The sequence below is a fragment of the Rhizomicrobium sp. genome (assembly GCF_056722145.1).
In genome coordinates, this window is record NZ_JBWZET010000228.1 from 1 (window position 1) to 16,975 (window position 16,975).

Below are 16,975 nucleotides of genomic sequence, written 5' to 3' on the forward strand. Positions count from 1 at the left end.
TCGCCGGCGCCGATTATTCCGCCAATGTCGGCGGCGGAATCCTCAAGCGCTTCGTCGTCACCTTCGACTACGACAAACGCGTCCTCTATCTGAAGCCGCGCCCGGGCCCGGTGGACGACACCGGCACCTATGACCGCGCCGGCGTGTGGCTCAACGTCTCCGGCATCGGCTTCAAGATCGCAGCCTTGACCGAGGCCGCGCCGGCCGCCGAGGCCGGGTTGGTGAAAAACGATGTGATCACCGCGGTTGATGGCGTATCGGCGGCAAATCTCAAGCTGGCGGACGTGCGCAAAATGCTGCGCACCGCCAAGCCGGGAACCATCGTCACCTTCACGGTGAGCCGCAATGGCGCAACGAAGGACATCAAGGTGACCTTGCGCGATCTGATCTGACGCGGGCTGGGAGATTTTTTTCGAGCCGGTGAAACCGGCAGCCTAATGATCATGGGAGTGGCATGAATTTGCGCTTGAACAGAGCGCGGCGCGGGCCCATTTGACTCCTGCAACACGATTCCGGAGAACCCCATGGCCACTGCTGCAAAATCAGGCACCTTCAAGATCGGCGGCGAATTGGACGTCGTCCGCCTCGGCTTCGGCGCCATGCGCGTCACCGGCGAAGGCATCTGGGGCGAACCGGAGGACCCGGCAGAAGCGCGCCGCACATTGAAGCGCGTGCCGGAACTCGGCATCAATTTCATCGACACCGCCGATTCCTACGGCCCCACGGTGTCCGAGGAGCTTCTGCGCGAGACGCTGCATCCTTACGGCGAGCTGGTCATCGCCACCAAGGGTGGTCTTGTCCGCCCCGGCCCCAATGTGTGGAACCCGCTCGGCCGCCCCGATTATCTCGTCCAGCAGGCGCACATCAGCCGCCGCCGCCTGGGCGTGAAACGTATCGATTTGTGGCAGCTGCACCGCATCGATACCGCGGTGCCGGCCAACGAGCAGTTCACCGCCATCAAATCGCTGATCGACGACGGTGTGATCCGATTTGCCGGCTTGTCGGAAGTGTCGGTGAAAGACATTGAGGCGGCGCGCAAGGTGTTCCCGGTCGCTACCGTGCAGAACCGCTACAACCTCGCCGACCGCGCCAGCGAAGACGTGCTCGACTACTGCGAACAGAACGGCATCGGCTTCATTCCGTGGTTCCCCCTGGCGGCGGGTGATCTGGCGCGGCCCGGAACCGTGCTCGACGCCATCGCCAAGAAGCATAACGCGGCGCCGAGCCAGATCGCACTCGCCTGGGTGTTGAAGCGCAGCCCGGTGATGCTGCCGATCCCCGGCACCAGCAAAGTCTCGCACCTGGAAGAGAACGTCGCTGCGGCGGAGATCGTGCTCAGCGACGAAGAATTCGCGACGCTCGACAAGGCGGCGCGGAAGTAAATTGGATTGTCATCCCGGACGCGCCCGTGCCGACTACCAACTGGCACATAGGCGCGATCCGGGACCAACTCTGAAATCTGACTTGCGTTGAAGCGGGTCCCGGCTCGGCGCGCTCCGCCGCATAAATGCACTGCGGAGCGCTGGCCGGAATGACAATGCTTACTGCGCGCTCATGAAATCGCGCTTGCCGATTTCCACGCCGTTGTGGCGCAGGATGGCGTAGGCAGTCGTCAGGTGGAAGAAGAAGTTCGGCAGCACCCAGGTGGTGAGATACTCGGCGCCCTTGAATTCAAAGACGTTGCCGTGGATGTCGAGCCGGATGTGCTTGTCGTCGGAACCATCGATCTGCTCGGCCTTGAACGACTGCACGAAGTCGAGCGTCTTGGCGACGCGCGCCTGCAGGTCTTCGAACGTCGCTTCGGTATCAGCGTAGCTCGGGATTTCGACGCCGGCGAGGCGCGACAGCGAGCCCTTGGCGTGATCGGTCGCGATCTGGATCTGGCGGGCGAGCGCGAACATGTCGGGATAGAGCCGCGAGGCCACCAGCACCGACGGATCGATCTTCTTGGCGGCGCAATGCGCTTCCGCCTTCTTGAGCACGCCGGCAAGCGCGCTGAGATACTGCACGAACACCGGAACGGACGCCGTGTACATCGAAAGGGCCATGTCGAGTCTCCTTGAGTTGGCGCGGACTTTAGTCTGGCGACGGCTGGGTGGAAACCGGTTTTCGCACGCACCAAAACGTCAGTGACCAGCGAATTGTTGACGCATCGATGTCGCATTTCAACGTGGAATCGCGCTGAATAAACAATCGGCACTCGAATTCGGCCGCGCTATGATACGGGACTGTCACATAGCCGAGTCAAAAATCACGCCTTGCGAGTCACCGGAGGGATTTCATGAAATTGCGCGCCGCACTGCTTTGTCTGACGCTTTTGGCCGGAGCCGCCGAGGCCGGTCCCGTCCTGATGATTTCGCTCGATGGATTGCGTCCCGCCGACGTGATCGAGGCCAAGAAAAAGGGCCTCAACCTGCCCAACCTCACCGCGTTCCTCAATCAGAGCGCTTATGCCAGCGGCGTGAAAAACGTGCTGCCGACGGTGACCTATCCCGATCACACGACGTTGATCACCGGCGTGTGGCCCGACAAGCACGGCGTCGGCAACAACGAAGTGTTCGATCCCAGCGGCAAGAACATGGGAGGCTGGTATTGGTACGCCGAGGCCATCAAGGTGCCGACGCTGTGGGATGCGGTGCACGCCACCAAGGGCGTGGTCGGCTCGGTCGGCTGGCCGGTATCGGTCGGCGCCACGTCGATCGATTATAACCTGCCGGAATACTGGCGGGCGCAGAATTCGGAAGACCTGATGCTGCTCAGGGCGCTGGCGACGCCGGGCCTGATGACGCGGCTCGAAAACGAAACCCACGTACCGCTGGGCGCCGCATTCAGCGAGGAACCGGAAAGCGACGTGGCGCGCACCGCCTTCGCGGCGCAGATCATCGCCGATACGCACCCGGCCTTCATGACGGTACACCTCGTCAGCCTCGACCACTACCAGCACAGCTATGGTCCGGACACCGACAAATCCAAGGCGGCGCTGGAAGGGCTCGACGCCGATGTCGGCAAGCTGGTCGCGGCGGCGCGGAAAGCCGACCCCTCCGTAACCATCGCCATCGTCTCCGATCACGGGTTTGCCGCCGTTCACGACGGCGTTTATCTCACCAAGGCATTTGCCGAAGCCGGGCTCATCACCCTTGACGCCAATGGCAAGGTCAAGGATTGGGACGCGTACGTCTGGAATGCCGGCGGCTCGGCGGCCATCGTGCTCAAGAACCCCAACGACGCGGCCGTGAAGGCCAAGGTGGAAGCGCTGCTGACCAAGCTCGCGGCCGATCCCAACTCCGGTGTCGCGCGCTTCATCGATGCGGCCGCGATCGCCCAACGCGGCGGTGCCGCCAACGCCTCCTATTGGGTCGATTTCAAGATCGGCTGGTCGGGCAGCGGCAGCTTCACGATTTCCAAGACCTACACGCTGAAAGGCACGCACGGCTATTTTCCCGACAACAAGGAAATGCGCGCCACCTTCATGATCACCGGCCCCGGCATCGCGCCGAAAAAGCTCGGCGAAATCGACATGCGCGACATCGCCCCGACCCTGGCCAAGATTCTGGACGTGAAGCTCGACAAGGCCGACGGCAAGCCGCTGTTCTGACCACGGCACTGCGGACTGTTGAAACTGCGGCGGCTGTCAAGCGCCGCCGCCGTTCTGAGCCTGGACGATGCCGTCGCCGTTGAAGGTACGATAGAGCGCGTCGAGCGCAGCGTAATAGTTTTCTTCCAGCCCCGACAGGAGGCCGGTGTTGTAACGCATCAGGTTATCGAGGATCGCCAGCAGATTCTCGTAGGTGTAGCCTTGCTCGACCGGACCGGAAAACAGCCGCTGCTGCCAGTCGTCGTCCACCAGCCGACCGCCGACGCGGCTGAGCAGCGGCAGGAAGGTGCCCGGCTCTTCGAGTTTGCGCCATGCGGCGACATCCTTGTAGACGACATGGTCGAGCAGTTCTTCGACCGGCTTGCCGAGGCCCGCGTGCGCCGTCGACGACACCACCAGATGCAATTGACCTTGATCGCCGCAATCGACATGAAAATTGTTGATCAGGACCCATGCATTGGCGACGGCCAAATGCCAGAAAAAAGGATCTGCTGCGGACAGCGGTACCGAACTGCGGCGATAGTTGAGCTCCATCCGGAACAGGTTGAAATCCCTGAGGTAGCGCCGGAAAACCGGATAGTCGTCGAGAAATGGAATGATGAATCGCAGGACGTGGGCGAAGTTCACCGAGGCGGCATCGCCGCAATAATGCACCATTTCATCAGCGATCGGATGCGTGAAACACGCGAGATCGCAGGCCAATCCCATGAACGCGGCATCTTCTTGAAAAAACGGCGCGCTGGCATCGGCCCACGGCACCCAGACGCGCGCCTTGAGCGGCGATGGCGGCATGGCAACGGGAATGCGACGCGAAAAATCGGGCGCCCTGCCCCAGCGCTCGAAACTGGCAATCTTGGCGGCGAGAAAGGTTTCGTCGGCGAGAAAATCGGGCCGCAGCTTGAGCACGAGTTCATCCGGATCATTGATCAGGTTCAGGGCGGCTGCCAAATTGCGCGACTGATAGACGAAGCCGCGCTGGCCGGCAGTACCCCGAGTTGGCGGCTGGGGGACGCGCACGAGTTCCACGTCGGGCCATTCCAACGCCGGGGCAACATGGCCGTCGATCGCCGGATTGTCCCACGTCACGTATAGCAGGCGATCGATCACCCCCGCCCGCCGCAGCGAAATCAGCGGCGCAAAACTTCGGCGCATCAAAGGCTGGTGGACGGTGAACCCGGTGACGACGGCTGTGGTCATGGTGCTGTCAACATGGTGAGGCGGTTGAGCACGAAGCCGGCGACTTGAACGTCACGGACGTATGGCAGCGTGCGGAAAAGATGAAGCGCAGCGATCTGGGGCAACCGCTCCGGCAATGCCGCATCGACGCGCCCGATCAACTGCAGCAGTGGCTCTGAAATGGCGCTCATCTGCTGGATCGCATTGACGAGCGCGGGCCCGCTCTGTCCTTGGAGCGCGCGCAGACACCAATGGCCGGCAACATCCTGGAACAGCTTGCCGGCATCGAGCCAATAGGATGATGCAAAACAAACGTCGCAATCGATGAAGACAACCCCGCGCCGCGGCGAAACCAGGATGTTCTCAAGCGTCAAGTCGCCGTGACCGGCCGACTGCGGCATGCCGCTCCAATCAAGCCGCAACAGGCGTGCAGAGGCGCCGGCAATTTCCGAGCGGAACTGCTGACAGACTTTGCTGTCGCACGCTGCGACCTGTTCGATCTTGGCTATGATGGCCGCAGCGGGAACACTGCCTGATGCGGTCAAACGCAAGAAGTCGAACAACCGGCCAAGCGCGTCCTCGAGAGGACGAAGATCGAGCGCCAGCGCCGAGGCGATCATGTTCGCCGCGGTCTGGCCGGAAATGTATTCCATCTCGAAATAGAAATGACCGGCGTCGTCGGTGCCGCTTTCGACGATCCGCGGCACCGCAATGCCGGAGAAAAACAGTTCGCGCTGGCGTTCGGCCTGGGCCATCAGCCGGGGGTTTTGCGCTGCCGAGCCGGACGTTTTTCGCACCACATGGCCGCCATCGCGCGGCAACAGCAGCAGCTGCGCGCCGGAATGACCGTGCAGGCGATAGGCCGCGCCTTGCAACGTCTGACGCCGCGGTCGCGGCATTGGCTGGTTCGGGGCCGGCTTCACAGCCATTCCGCAAGCTGGTCGGACAGGCCCGCCGCGTTGCGCTGCAGGTTGACGGCCACAGCCGCCGGATGAGGATTGGACGGCGCGAAATCGTTGATCAGGAAACGCCGCCCATGCAGGCAATCCATGATGAGCGCGTGCGGCCTCAAACCGAGTTCGGCGAGGGTTGCTTCCACCCGCGCCCGCATGGCTTCCGGCCGAGCGGTCATGAAGATGAGCTGGGCGCCACGCTTTTGCCAGCGCTTCAGTTCGGCAACATTGCCGGCGATCGCAACGTCGGTCTCGTCCCAATAGGGCGGAAAATAGCGGCTGTGGTTCTCGAACACGACGCCGTCGAGATCGCACACCAGTGTGCCATGGGCGCGCACGAAGCGGCGCCACTCGTCGAGCGTGCCGACATCGATGAATCCGTCGATGTGGTGCGCCCGCACCGGCTCGCCGTCGCGCGCCAGGCGATTCAGCACATGGGAAACGAACACCTCGCCGCTGGCGCAATCGCGGGCGACAGCCGCATAACCGTCCAGATACAGTGCCGCATCCGAAATGCCGTAAAGACCGATGCTGACGTAGTTGGAGACCAGCGACTTCTCCACCATCTGCACCACCAGCCCCTGCTCGTTCAGCACGGCAAAGCTTTTGGCGCCGACATTCGACATCTCGGGCAGTTTGCGCACGTCGCTCAGCGCCACAAAACTGCCGTGCGGCAGCGCTACCGGCGCGAAGAAACTGTCGGCATCCTTGACCGCGAAAGGACCGCTCACCTCCGCGCGCCGGATCATCTCCTGCACGGTGTCGGCGGGCCCGCGGGTATCGTGGGGCAGCACCAGCACTTCGGCGGCATCGCCGAACGCGCGCTTGAGCAGCGCCCGGCAACCATATTTCTCTTCGTGATCGGCGCGCACCGCCACGACGATGCGGTCGACGTCTTCGTCCGGGACACTCGCCGCAGCCCGTTTCAGCGCCAGCGCGCCATCAGGCATCGTCAACATCCATTTCGGACGCACGCCGGGATACCGCGACGACTTACCGGCGCAGGGCAACAAAAGCGTGCGCGAAACCATGCGGTCAGGCTCCTGGGGCAACGAGGAAACCTTCTGCCGCTTTGGTTAAGGGTTGCTGAAAAAGGCGCACGCTGTCGCGTTGCTGCGGCGCTGCGATCGTTACCGAATCCCTAACACGCCACGGTTTCCGCGGTTCGTGCCCTAGAGCAACGAACATTCAGACGAGATCACGTCGTTCATCTTTCCTCCCCCGCGCTGACAGATCCTTTCACGCCGCACCGCCGGCAAAAAAGGCGGGGGAGGAATGAATGATCCCGCTTGAACGTCCGATGCCCTAAGCCGCTTCAGCCAGTTTCGCCAATGCGGTGAGCACGCCTTTGACGCCCTTGAGGCGCTGTTCGGGGGAGTCCCAGTTGCGCTGCACCACGATTTTCTGGTCGGGCCGCACCTTCACCGTGCCGGAATGCTCGTTGATCAGGCGCACCAGCCCGATCGGGTTGGAGAAGGTGTTGTTGCGGAAGGCGATGGTGCCGCCCTTGGGACCGGCATCGATCTTCTCCACGCCGGCCTTGCGGCACAGCGCTTTGATGGTGACGATTTCGAAAAGATGATTGACCTCCTCCGGCAGCGGGCCGAAGCGATCGATCATCTCGGCGGCGAAGCGGTCCATGTCGGGCCGGCTTTCGATGGTGGCGAGGCGGCGATAAAGCGCCATCCGCACATTGAGGTCGGGCACATAGGCTTCCGGGATCAGCACCGCCGCACCGATGTTGATGGTCGGCGACCACTGCTCCTGCTCCGGCGCATCGGCGGAACCGCCGGCACGAAGCTGCGACACCGCCTCTTCCAGCATTTCCTGATAGAGCTCGATGCCGACTTCCTTGACGTGGCCGGATTGTTCCTCGCCGAGAAGATTGCCGGCACCGCGAATGTCCATGTCGTGGCTCGCGACCGTGAAGCCGGCGCCGAGCTGATCGAGCGACTGCAGCACTTCCAGGCGCCGTTGCGCCGTCTCCGTGATGCCGTGATTGGCGGGCGTCGTCAGATAGGCATAAGCGCGCTGCTTGGAACGGCCGATGCGCCCGCGCAATTGATAGAGCTGCGACAGGCCGAACATGTCGGCGCGATGCACCACCAGCGTGTTGGCGGACGGAATGTCGAGACCGGATTCGACGATGTTGGTGGAGATCAGGACGTGCACTTTGCGGTCATAGAAGGCACCCATCACCTCTTCCAGCGTGGTGGGCGACATCTGGCCGTGGGCGACGGCGGCTTTCACTTCCGGCACGTTGACGCGGAGGAATTCCTCGGCCTCGCGCAGGTCGGAAATGCGCGGCGCAACATAGAAGCTCTGGCCACCGCGATAATGCTCGCGCAGCAGCGCCTCGCGGATCACCATCGGATCAAACGGCGTCACGAAGGTGCGCACCGCCAGGCGGTCGATCGGCGGCGTCGTGATCAGCGACAGGTCGCGGACGCCGGAGAGCGCCAGTTGCAGGGTGCGCGGTATCGGCGTCGCCGTCAGGGTCAGAACATGCACGTCGGCCTTCATGCCCTTCAGCTTTTCCTTGTGGGTGACGCCGAAATGCTGCTCTTCGTCGACGATCACAAGGCCGAGATTGGCGAACTCGATGTTCTTCGACAACAGTGCGTGGGTGCCGACGACGATCTCGACTTCGCCCGTCTTGAGCAGTTCCTTGGTTTCGCGCGCGTCCTTGGCGTCGACGAAGCGCGACAGCTGGCGCACCTTGATCGGGAAGCCGGCGAAGCGCTCGGCGAAGGTGCGGTAATGCTGGCGCGCCAGCAGCGTCGTCGGCACCACCACCGCAACCTGCGATCCGCTCATTGCCGCGACGAAGGCGGTGCGCAGCGCCACTTCGGTCTTGCCGAAACCGACGTCGCCGCAGACGAGGCGATCCATCGGCCGCCCCTTGGCGAGATCCTCCATCGCGTCGGCGATGGCTTTTTCCTGATCCTCGGTTTCCTGATAGGGGAAGCGGGCGCAGAATTCGTCCCACAAGCCTTGCGGCCGTTCGATTTCCGGCAGCGATTTCAATTCGCGCGCGGCGGCAATGCGGATCAGCTCGCCGGCAATCTCGCGCACGCGCTGGCGCGCCTTGGCTTTGCGCTGCTGCCAGCCGACGCCGCCGAGCTTGTCGAGCGGGGCTGCACCATCCTCGGCGCCATAGCGGGTCAGCAGTTCGATGTTCTCGACCGGCAAGAACAGCTTGCCGCCGTCGTATTGCAGTTCGAGGCAATCGTGCGGCGCGCCGGTGACGTCGATGGTCTGCAGGCCGACATAACGCCCGACGCCGTGCTCGATATGGGTGACGAGATCGCCCGGCACCAGCCCCGCCGCTTCGGTGAGGAAATTCTGCGCCTTCCTCGCCCGCTTATGGCTGACCATGCGGTCGCCGAGAACGTCCTGCTCGGCGATGACGGCGAAATCGGGCGCTTCGAAACCGTGTTCGATGCCGAGCACCGCCAAGCCGACGGCACCGGGCGCCATCTTCGCCGCATCATGCCAATCGGCAACGTGGCGGATCGCCTTTACGCCATGGTCCGACAACACGCCACCCATGCGATCGGCGGAGCCTTCCGTCCACGCCGCAATGACGACGCGCTTTTTCTCCGCCTCCAGCGCTGCGATGTGTTCCGCCGCCGCCTTGAAGACGTTGACGTTGCCCTGCGCCCGTTCCGGCCCGAAATCGCGGCCAAGCTTGCCGTGGGCATCGACCGATTTCATCGATTCCGGCGCCTGGAACGGGCTGAGATCGCGCACCGGATGACGCTTCAGCACCCCGTCCCATTCATCCGCAGACAGATAAAGCGCGCCGGGCTTGAGCGGCTTATACGGCGGCGCCTTGAGCGCACCTTTCTTGGCCGGCTCGGCCTTGAGAAACTCGCGCCGGGTCTCGTAATAATCGGCGACCAGTTCCAGCCGCGCCTTGCGCGCCTCGTCGGTGTGATGGGCCTGCATTACCAGCGCCCGCGGCGCGTAATCGAAAAGCGTTTCGAGGCGTTCGTAGAACAGCGGCAGCCAGTGCTCCATGCCCGGGCTTTTGCGCGCCTCCGACACGGATTCGTAGAGCGGATCGTCCACCGCCGGACCGAAGGCGGCGACATAGCCGGTGCGAAAACGGCGCACGCCGGCCTCGTCGAGCGGCACTTCGGAGGCCGGCAACAGTTCGATCGCCTGCACTTCTCCCGAGGACAGCTGCGTCTCGGCATCGAAGGTGCGGATGGCGTCCAGCCGGTCGCCAAAGAAATCGAGCCGCAGCGGATCGTTCCCCGGCGGCCACAGATCGACAATGCCGCCGCGCACCGCGAAATCGCCCGGCTCGCGCACGGTGGAGGCGCGGGAATAGCCGTTGGCGGCGAGATAATGCGCGAGGTTGTCGAGGCTGACGGTGTCGCCGATGCGCGCCGAGAACGACGCATTGAGGATCACGTCGCGCGGCGGCACCCGCTGCAGGATGGCGTTGACCGTCGTCACCACCACCGCCGGGCCCGCATCCTTGTCGCGCCGCGCCAGCGCCGCCAGAGTCGCCAGCCGCTGGCTTTCGATATCCGGGCTCGGCGACATGCGGTCGTAGGGCAGGCAGTCCCAGGCCGGGAAACTCAGCACACGGATTTTCGGCGCGAAAAAGGCGATGGTGTCGGCGGCGCTGGCGGCCTTGACGCCGTCCTGCAGCACCAGGATCACAAGCCCCTTCAGCGATCCCGCCGCGGCACCGGCCAGCCAGGCATCGAACCCTTCGGGCGCGCCGGTGACCGTCAGGCGGCCGTCGCTGCGGGCAATATAATTTACACGTTCCAAGTGGGATCTTCTCGCGAACACAGCGCCCGAATCCGGGCGAACACGGGCGTGTCGTACGCTGGCGGCAGTGGCTGCTCGTTCTTCAGCCAGGCGAACACGTCCTGATCGGGCGCCGCCAGCAGCGCATCGAGCTGGTCGCACGCCGCCTCGTCCAGCGTGTCGATTTCCCGCGCCGCAAAGGTCCCGAAGATCAAATCGACCTCCTTGAACCCGCGCCGCTGGCAGCGGAACAACAGCTGTTTGCGGCGGACCTCAATCGACCCACCGTGCGAAGCAGTAGACATGGGGCTAGATATAGCGTGCTTGCCCCGCCAAAAGCCAGCGCACCGCCTGCCCGGCTTAGCGCCGAAGTGGTATAATTGGACCTCCCAAATCGGGAGATGCAGGGAGGCATTAAGTGCATCCGAAGCGTTGCGTCATCGCGCTCACGCTGCTGTTTGCGGCCGTTCCGGCCCTGGGAGCCAGCGGCGTGTCGCGCATTCCCGGTCCCACCACAGGAGGGCCGGCGTATGTAAGCTCCGACATCGGCAGCGGCTGCACGGTCGGCATCGAGTTCGAACGCGCCACAACGGCCCCGGCTCTGGTGTTTTTCCGCAAGACGCCGGAATGTGATCGGCAGTTTCCGGGCCCGGCGCCGATTGCGGCAATCGCCCGAGCACTCCTTTCGGCGGCGATGCAGGATGGTCAGGATATCCGCAGGGTAGTGCACGTCGATCCGACTGCCATCCTTCAGCGCGACTGGATTCAGAATTTTATCGATTGCTACGCTGGAACTGACGTGGAAGTTGATTCCCCAGCCGCAGCCGCTCGGTTGAAAGACTGCAACATTGCGCCGGAACTCAGCGGCCCGTTCGCTGAAATTGGCGTTACGCTACGATTTGACACCGGCAGGGAGCCCTTCGGGTTCGATTGCGAGAAGCTCAATAGTTACGCAGACTACCTCGATCGGGCTTGGCTCGAGAAATACCGGAATCGGCACTGCAAACTCAACATTCCGACCCACTGGTGGTTCAAGGCCTCGCCCCAATAGCGTCCCGAACAGGCCCGTGACCCCGCGGCGCCGCTCGCCTATCCTCAAATCCCATGCGCCCCGCGATTCTATTCCCCCTGTTCGCCGATACCCGCTCCCTGCCGGGGGTGGGGCCGCGGCTAGAAAAACTGATCGGGGCGGTCGCCGGGACGCGGCTGAAGGACCTGATTTTCGACCTCCCGGCGGGGGTGATCGACCGCTCCTACCAGCCGAAGTTGATCCGTGCCGAAGAAGGCCGCATCGCCACCGTGACGGTGAACGTGCTCGACCATCTGGCGCCGCGCGACAAGCGTCAGCCCTATCGCGTGCGCTGCTCCGACGACACCGCGGTGATCGAGCTGGTGTTCTTCCATGCCCATCCCGACTGGCTGAACAAATCCCTGCCGGTCGGCAGCCAGCGCATCATTTCGGGGCGCGTGGAACGCTTCAACAACCGGCTGCAGATGCCGCATCCCGATTTCATTGCCGCGCCCGGCGAGGACATGCCGCTGCACGAGCCGGTCTACCGTCTGACTGAGGGCCTGTCGGGCAAGGTGCTGGGCAAGGCAATCCGCGCCGCGCTGGAAAAAGTTCCGGCGATGCCGGAATGGCTCGATCCGGCGTTTCAGAAGCAGCGCGGCTGGCCGCCGTTTGCCGAGGCGATCCGCAAAGCCCACGCGCCGGTGCATGAGGCCGACCTCGCCCCGACCACGCCCGAGCGCCAGCGCCTCGCCTTCGACGAACTCTTGGCGAACCAGCTGGCGCTAATGCTGGTGCGCAAGCAGATGCGGGCCGCCAGCAAGGGACGCATTCTTCAGGGCGACGGGCGGCTGAAGGCGAAGGCGCTGGCGGCTCTGCATTTCACCCTGACCGAAGCACAGCAGCAGGCGATTGCCGAAATCGCCGCCGACATGGCCTCGCCCACCCGCATGCTACGCCTTCTGCAAGGCGATGTCGGTTCGGGCAAGACGGTGGTGGCGTTCCTGTCGCTGCTCACGGCGGTGGAAGCGGGCGCGCAAGGAGCCTTGATGGCGCCGACCGAAATTCTGTCGCGCCAGCACATGAGCGCGCTCGAACCGCTGGCGACGGCCGCCGGCGTGCGCATGGCCATTCTGACCGGCCGCGAAAAAGGCGCGCCGCGCGAGGCGCTATTGCAAGCGCTGGCGGCAGGCGAGATCGACATCCTGGTCGGCACCCACGCCCTGTTCTCCGACGATGTCGCGTTCAAGGACCTCGGCCTAGTCGTCGTCGACGAGCAGCATCGCTTCGGCGTGCATCAGCGCATGATCCTGCAAGGCAAAGGCGAGCGCGTCACCGATGTGCTGGTGATGACGGCAACGCCGATCCCGCGAACCCTGGCGCTGACCGCCTATGGCGACATGGAGGTGTCGCGCCTGCTCGGACGCCCGCCCGGCCGCCAGCCGATCGAGACGCGGGTGCTGTCGGTCGACCGGCTCGACGATGTGGTGGAGCGCCTGCGGTCGGCGATCGCCAAAGGCGCCCGCGCCTACTGGGTGTGCCCGCTGGTGGAGGAATCCGAGAAGGTCGATCTCGCCGCCGCGGAAGAGCGCGCCAAGGATTTGCAAGGCTCGCTCGGGCCCAAGGTCGGGCTCGTGCACGGCAAGATGAAACCGGCTGAGCGCGACGCGGCGATGGCGGCGTTCAAGGCCGGCGAACTGTCAGTGCTCGTCGCCACCACGGTGATCGAAGTCGGCGTCGACGTGCCGGAAGCGACCATCATGGTGGTGGAACACGCCGAGCGCTTCGGCCTTGCCCAGCTGCATCAGTTGCGCGGACGGGTCGGGCGCGGTTCCGGCAAGTCGAGCTGCCTCTTGGTCTATGCTCCGCCGATCGGCGAAACCGCCAAGGCCCGCCTCGCCTGTTTGCGCGACACCGATGATGGCTTTGTCATCGCCGAAGAGGATTTGCGCCTGCGCGGCCCCGGCGAACTGCTCGGCACGCGCCAGAGCGGCCAGCTTGAATTCCGCATGGCCGATATCGCGGTGCATGGCGACCTCTTGGCCGCGGCGCGCGACGATGCCGGCCTGATCCTCAGCCGCGATCCCGATTTGAAAACCCCGCGCGGCGAAGCGCTGCGCGTGCTGCTGTATTTGTTCGGCCGCGACGAGGCGGTTAAGTATTTGCGGGCGGGGTAAGGTTATTTCTTCTCGCCCAGCGATGCCTGTGTCGCCGCGATCGTCCACACCACGACCGCTTCGAACCACGCCGCGGCGGGATTGAGCCATAACGGATCGGTCTGGTGCGGCAGCAGCAGCGCCTGTCCGGCGTAGTAATGCAGCCCGCGCAAGATCGACGGCAGCAGCGCGTAGATGAGGATCAGCACCGCAATCGCGAGGAAATCGCCGCCGCGGCGCCGCGCCAGTACGCTCATCAGCACCACCAGCCCGAGATCGCGGGTGACGAAGCCGAGGATGGCGCCGGTGCCGGCCAGTTCCGCGCCTTGCGCCTGCATGCCGAACTGCACCATCACGGCCACGGCGATCAACGCCGCGACGAGATAGGACATCATCCAGCATGGCAGCTTGGCGATCGCCGAGCCGATATGGAAGCGGCCGAATTCGCCGGCCAGCCAGCGCAACTGCACGCTGCTCTTGGGTTCGAGCAGCACCGCGATATAGGCGAGCGACGCGCAGACGCCGGCGGCAAGCGCGAGGCGCCAGGTGATTTCGTCGAGCTGGGCACCGGAAAACGCGCCGAAACCTGCGACATACCCGATCATGAAAACGAGAAACGCCAGCCACACCAGCGGTCCGTTCACCAGCTTCAGTTCGAGCCGCATCTGGCGATAGCAGCCGACCAGCATCCAGCCGGTGAAGACCGCAAGGGAGGCCAGCAGGAACGCCGGCGTCGGCAGACTCTGTCCCCACCAGATCAGCGAACTGGTGCGCGGCACGGTGCCGATGGATGTGCCGGTCGGATCGGCGATCGCCGCTGTCGCCATGGCCGCGGCCAATCCCACGACGGTATAGAGGAAAACCTCGTAGCCAGTATGCCCTTGGCGACGGCGGGCGCCGACGAGACTCGCATTGAGGCCGGTGGCCTGGGCGATCACGCCCATGGCGACGTAGTAGACGGTTTCGCCGGCCGCCGCGGCGATACCGTGGGCATTGAGCGTATCCGCCGCGACCACCACCAGGCAAACCGTGCCGCCGATCCAGTTGAACACCGTCGAGCCGAACAGCTTGCCCCACATCATGGTTGCGGCACCGAGCGAGGACAGCCGCTGGCCGTCCCAGGTGCGCTCGCGGATTTCGCCGACGACGCTGCGCGCCGCGTTGTGGGTGCCCCAGATCACCACGATCATCACGAACAGCGCTCGCGCCATGTCGCCGGGCGAGACGAGACCTTGCGACAAGGCTGCGGCGAAAAACGCGAACGCCAGCACTGCGCCCATCACAATGAGACGGAGCGGCGTCAGTTCGAGCCAGACATTGCGTTGGAATTCCGGGTTCATCGGCCCATTCCCGTCTTGGCGGCGCCGCCCACCTGGCTGAAATAGGCCTCTTCCAGCGCCCGCGTGGATTCGCCGAAGCTCGACACCTGGAAGCCGGCTCCGATCAGGTCGCGGATCAGGCGGGCGCGGGCCGAGGCACTGCGCGGATGGGTGATGAGGGCGTGGTATTCATCGGCTTCGACGACATCGACCCCGGCGCGGGCGTCGAGAAAATCGCGCAGGTCACTGCGGGCGGTGGCGATCTCGACGATATAGCGCGGCCGCTCGATATCCTTGACCTTGATCGCCTTGCCGCCGACGATCAGCCCCTCTTCGATGATCAGCATCTCGGAGCAGTAGTCTTCGAGTTCGGCCAGGATGTGCGAGGAGACGACCAGCGTCATGCCGCCGTCCTTCAGCGCCACCATCAGCGCCGACAGATCGCGGCGCGCTTGCGGATCGAGGCCGGCCGACGGCTCGTCGAGCAGCAGTACCTTGGGCTCATGCACGATCGCCTGGGCGATGGCGAGGCGCTGCCTGAGGCCGCGGCTCAAATCCCCGGCCTTGGTTTCCAGCCGCTGGACGAGCCCCACGCGGTCGGCGGCCTTGTCCACTGCCGTTGCCGCCAGGGCTGGAACGATGCCGCGCGCCCGCGCCGTGTAGGTGAGGATGCGGCGCACGCTGAGCGCTTCGTAAAGCCCGAAAAAATCGGGCAGATACCCGAGCAAGGCATGAATGGCGCGCGGTTCGGCGCGGGTATCGTGACCCGCTACCGTCACGGAGCCGGAATACGGGTCCTCGAGCGCCGCCAGGCAGCGCAAAAGTGTGGTTTTGCCGGCGCCGTTTGGGCCGACCAGCGCCGTAATGGTTTGCGGGGCGACATGCAGCGACACGCCTTTCAGCGCCCGCGTTGTCGGGTATTCGTAGACGAGATCGGTAACGGTAATCATGGCCGCCAAGCCGGAGAACGGCGACGATGATAGCCGCAATTTATCAAGGAATGTTAATAATCGCGGCACTCGGACAGCGAATTCTCCGCCGCTCCCGGCGGGTGCAACCTGGAGCATCCCCGCTCCATCTTTCGCCCCCGATCGGATCGCCCGCTGCCGGGTTAACCGTAATTTTTGCCACAATCGCGGCGCCAGACTGTGGTGCGGACGGCTGGTAACATTCGCCCGGCTTGGCTACGCTCAACGCCTTCAATGGGGGTTCGTATGGGCTTGTGGATGATCTTCGCCCCGCTCGCGATCGCGGCGCTGGGGTTCGTTGCATTCGTCGCCGGATTGGTTCACGCGGTGAAACTGCGCCCCGGCAAGGCCAGCATCCGGCTGGGCGGCGGCGGCATCGTCGCCATCGCCGGGCTGACCGCCGGATTGATCGGCCTCAACCTGCAGGGCTATTCGCGCCTCACCTATGAAACGCCACTGGCGCGGGTGGCGGTGAAGGCCGTCGATCCCGCCAACAAGATTTTCGCCGTGACGGTCACCCGCCTCGACGACACCCACTTCGTCCAGAACTGCACCCTGCAGGGCGATGCCTGGGAGCTGGGCGGCCGTTTCCAGAAGTGGAAGGCGTGGGCCAACGAGATCGGCCTCAACGCCACCTACACGCTCGACCAGATCACCAACCGCTACAACAGTGCGGTCGACGGCAACGGCCAGCGGATCACCGCCTGCGATTTGAAGGCGCCGCAACCGAAGGCGACCCAGTTCCTGCCGGCGTCGGTCGAGAAATGGGTGCTGAGGAACATGATCGTGGAGGATCGCTTCTTCGGCTCGGCCAGCTTCATGCCGATGGTCGATGGCGCCGAATACACCGTGATTGCCACCCAGTTCGGCTTCAACGCCGAACCGACCAACGACATCGCCAAATCCGCCAACCAGCAACGGGCGTTTTGAGAAAACGTCCCTCTCCCCATGTGGGAGGACGCAAAATCTTGCACTTAGCGGCGCACGAGATTGATCGTGCAGCTACCGTTCGCCGCTAAGCGCTAGATT

At 64.1% G+C, this 16,975-nt stretch carries 14 protein-coding genes; 6 read left to right on the forward strand and 8 right to left on the reverse strand.

Annotated elements, in window-relative coordinates; translation table 11 throughout:
* Both AC1P6P_RS12320 and AC1P6P_RS12325 read left to right on the forward strand, forming a co-directional pair.
* A partial coding sequence (locus tag AC1P6P_RS12320; RefSeq protein ID WP_481402737.1) for a PDZ domain-containing protein occupies window positions 1-392 on the forward strand: 392 nt, incomplete at its 5' end.
* A gap of 132 nt (window positions 393-524) precedes the next feature.
* The gene (locus AC1P6P_RS12325) at window positions 525-1,382 is read left to right on the forward strand and encodes an aldo/keto reductase (RefSeq protein WP_481402738.1); all 858 of its coding nucleotides are present in this window, start codon (window positions 525-527) and stop codon (window positions 1,380-1,382) included.
* A gap of 159 nt (window positions 1,383-1,541) precedes the next feature.
* Here AC1P6P_RS12325 and AC1P6P_RS12330 read toward each other — a convergent pair whose 3' ends face one another.
* Window positions 1,542-2,048 carry a DUF1993 domain-containing protein gene (locus AC1P6P_RS12330; RefSeq protein WP_481402739.1) on the reverse strand — a complete coding sequence of 169 codons (507 nt, stop codon included), beginning with the start codon at window positions 2,046-2,048 and terminating at the stop codon, window positions 1,542-1,544.
* Between the two features lie 233 nt (window positions 2,049-2,281).
* Between AC1P6P_RS12330 and AC1P6P_RS12335 the strand changes: the two genes are divergently transcribed.
* Complete coding sequence (locus tag AC1P6P_RS12335; protein WP_481402740.1) at window positions 2,282-3,595, forward strand: alkaline phosphatase family protein; 1,314 nt, start codon at window positions 2,282-2,284, stop codon at window positions 3,593-3,595.
* 36 nt (window positions 3,596-3,631) lie between these two features.
* On the opposite strand, the gene AC1P6P_RS12340 is transcribed toward AC1P6P_RS12335, so the two are convergent.
* From AC1P6P_RS12340 to AC1P6P_RS12360, 5 genes are all read right to left on the reverse strand, one after another.
* Window positions 3,632-4,792: a hypothetical protein gene (locus AC1P6P_RS12340; RefSeq protein WP_481402741.1), complete on the reverse strand. Its 1,161-nt coding sequence runs from the start codon at window positions 4,790-4,792 to the stop codon at window positions 3,632-3,634.
* Entirely contained in the window at window positions 4,789-5,670 is an 882-nt protein-coding gene (locus AC1P6P_RS12345; RefSeq protein ID WP_481402742.1) for a phosphotransferase family protein, read from the reverse strand. The genes AC1P6P_RS12340 and AC1P6P_RS12345 overlap by 4 nt, the downstream gene beginning before the upstream one ends.
* Before the next feature lie 20 nt (window positions 5,671-5,690).
* The gene (locus AC1P6P_RS12350) at window positions 5,691-6,755 is read right to left on the reverse strand and encodes a glycosyltransferase family protein (protein ID WP_481402743.1); all 1,065 of its coding nucleotides are present in this window, start codon (window positions 6,753-6,755) and stop codon (window positions 5,691-5,693) included.
* A 274-nt stretch (window positions 6,756-7,029) separates the two neighbouring features.
* A complete protein-coding gene (gene mfd / locus AC1P6P_RS12355) occupies window positions 7,030-10,515 on the reverse strand; it encodes a transcription-repair coupling factor (protein WP_481402744.1) in 3,486 nt (1,161 codons plus the stop codon).
* The gene (locus AC1P6P_RS12360; RefSeq protein ID WP_481402745.1) at window positions 10,503-10,799 is read right to left on the reverse strand and encodes an FAD assembly factor SdhE; all 297 of its coding nucleotides are present in this window, start codon (window positions 10,797-10,799) and stop codon (window positions 10,503-10,505) included. Before AC1P6P_RS12360 ends, mfd begins: the two co-directional genes overlap by 13 nt.
* A gap of 113 nt (window positions 10,800-10,912) precedes the next feature.
* Between AC1P6P_RS12360 and AC1P6P_RS12365 the strand changes: the two genes are divergently transcribed.
* Together AC1P6P_RS12365 and recG are read left to right on the forward strand one after the other, a co-directional pair.
* Complete coding sequence (locus AC1P6P_RS12365) at window positions 10,913-11,545, forward strand: hypothetical protein (RefSeq protein WP_481402746.1); 633 nt, start codon at window positions 10,913-10,915, stop codon at window positions 11,543-11,545.
* A gap of 53 nt (window positions 11,546-11,598) precedes the next feature.
* Window positions 11,599-13,680 (forward strand): ATP-dependent DNA helicase RecG, encoded by a 2,082-nt coding sequence (recG, locus tag AC1P6P_RS12370; protein WP_481402747.1) that lies wholly within the window; start codon window positions 11,599-11,601, stop codon window positions 13,678-13,680.
* Between the two features lie 2 nt (window positions 13,681-13,682).
* Here the strand turns inward: recG and AC1P6P_RS12375 are convergent, their stop codons facing one another.
* Window positions 13,683-14,999, reverse strand: a complete 1,317-nt coding sequence (locus AC1P6P_RS12375; RefSeq protein ID WP_481402748.1) for a hypothetical protein — start codon at window positions 14,997-14,999, stop codon at window positions 13,683-13,685.
* Window positions 14,996-15,928 (reverse strand): ABC transporter ATP-binding protein, encoded by a 933-nt coding sequence (locus tag AC1P6P_RS12380; protein ID WP_481402749.1) that lies wholly within the window; start codon window positions 15,926-15,928, stop codon window positions 14,996-14,998. Before AC1P6P_RS12380 ends, AC1P6P_RS12375 begins: the two co-directional genes overlap by 4 nt.
* Before the next feature lie 264 nt (window positions 15,929-16,192).
* Between AC1P6P_RS12380 and AC1P6P_RS12385 the strand changes: the two genes are divergently transcribed.
* Entirely contained in the window at window positions 16,193-16,876 is a 684-nt protein-coding gene (locus AC1P6P_RS12385; RefSeq protein WP_481402750.1) for a hypothetical protein, read from the forward strand.
* The last annotated feature ends 99 nt before the right edge of the window (window positions 16,877-16,975 follow it).

Excerpts from the sequence above, each read along its gene's own strand:
- AC1P6P_RS12325 (WP_481402738.1), top strand. The coding sequence starts at position 525 with ATGGCCACTGCTGCAAAATCAGGCACCTTCAAGATCGGCGGCGAATTG.
- AC1P6P_RS12330 (WP_481402739.1), bottom strand. The coding sequence starts at position 2,048 with ATGGCCCTTTCGATGTACACGGCGTCCGTTCCGGTGTTCGTGCAGTAT.
- AC1P6P_RS12335 (WP_481402740.1), top strand. The coding sequence starts at position 2,282 with ATGAAATTGCGCGCCGCACTGCTTTGTCTGACGCTTTTGGCCGGAGCC.
- AC1P6P_RS12340 (WP_481402741.1), bottom strand. The coding sequence starts at position 4,792 with ATGACCACAGCCGTCGTCACCGGGTTCACCGTCCACCAGCCTTTGATG.
- AC1P6P_RS12345 (WP_481402742.1), bottom strand. The coding sequence starts at position 5,670 with ATGCCGCGACCGCGGCGTCAGACGTTGCAAGGCGCGGCCTATCGCCTG.
- AC1P6P_RS12350 (WP_481402743.1), bottom strand. The coding sequence starts at position 6,755 with ATGGTTTCGCGCACGCTTTTGTTGCCCTGCGCCGGTAAGTCGTCGCGG.
- AC1P6P_RS12360 (WP_481402745.1), bottom strand. The coding sequence starts at position 10,799 with ATGTCTACTGCTTCGCACGGTGGGTCGATTGAGGTCCGCCGCAAACAG.
- recG (WP_481402747.1), top strand. The coding sequence starts at position 11,599 with ATGCGCCCCGCGATTCTATTCCCCCTGTTCGCCGATACCCGCTCCCTG.
- AC1P6P_RS12375 (WP_481402748.1), bottom strand. The coding sequence starts at position 14,999 with ATGAACCCGGAATTCCAACGCAATGTCTGGCTCGAACTGACGCCGCTC.
- AC1P6P_RS12380 (WP_481402749.1), bottom strand. The coding sequence starts at position 15,928 with ATGATTACCGTTACCGATCTCGTCTACGAATACCCGACAACGCGGGCG.
- AC1P6P_RS12385 (WP_481402750.1), top strand. The coding sequence starts at position 16,193 with ATGGGCTTGTGGATGATCTTCGCCCCGCTCGCGATCGCGGCGCTGGGG.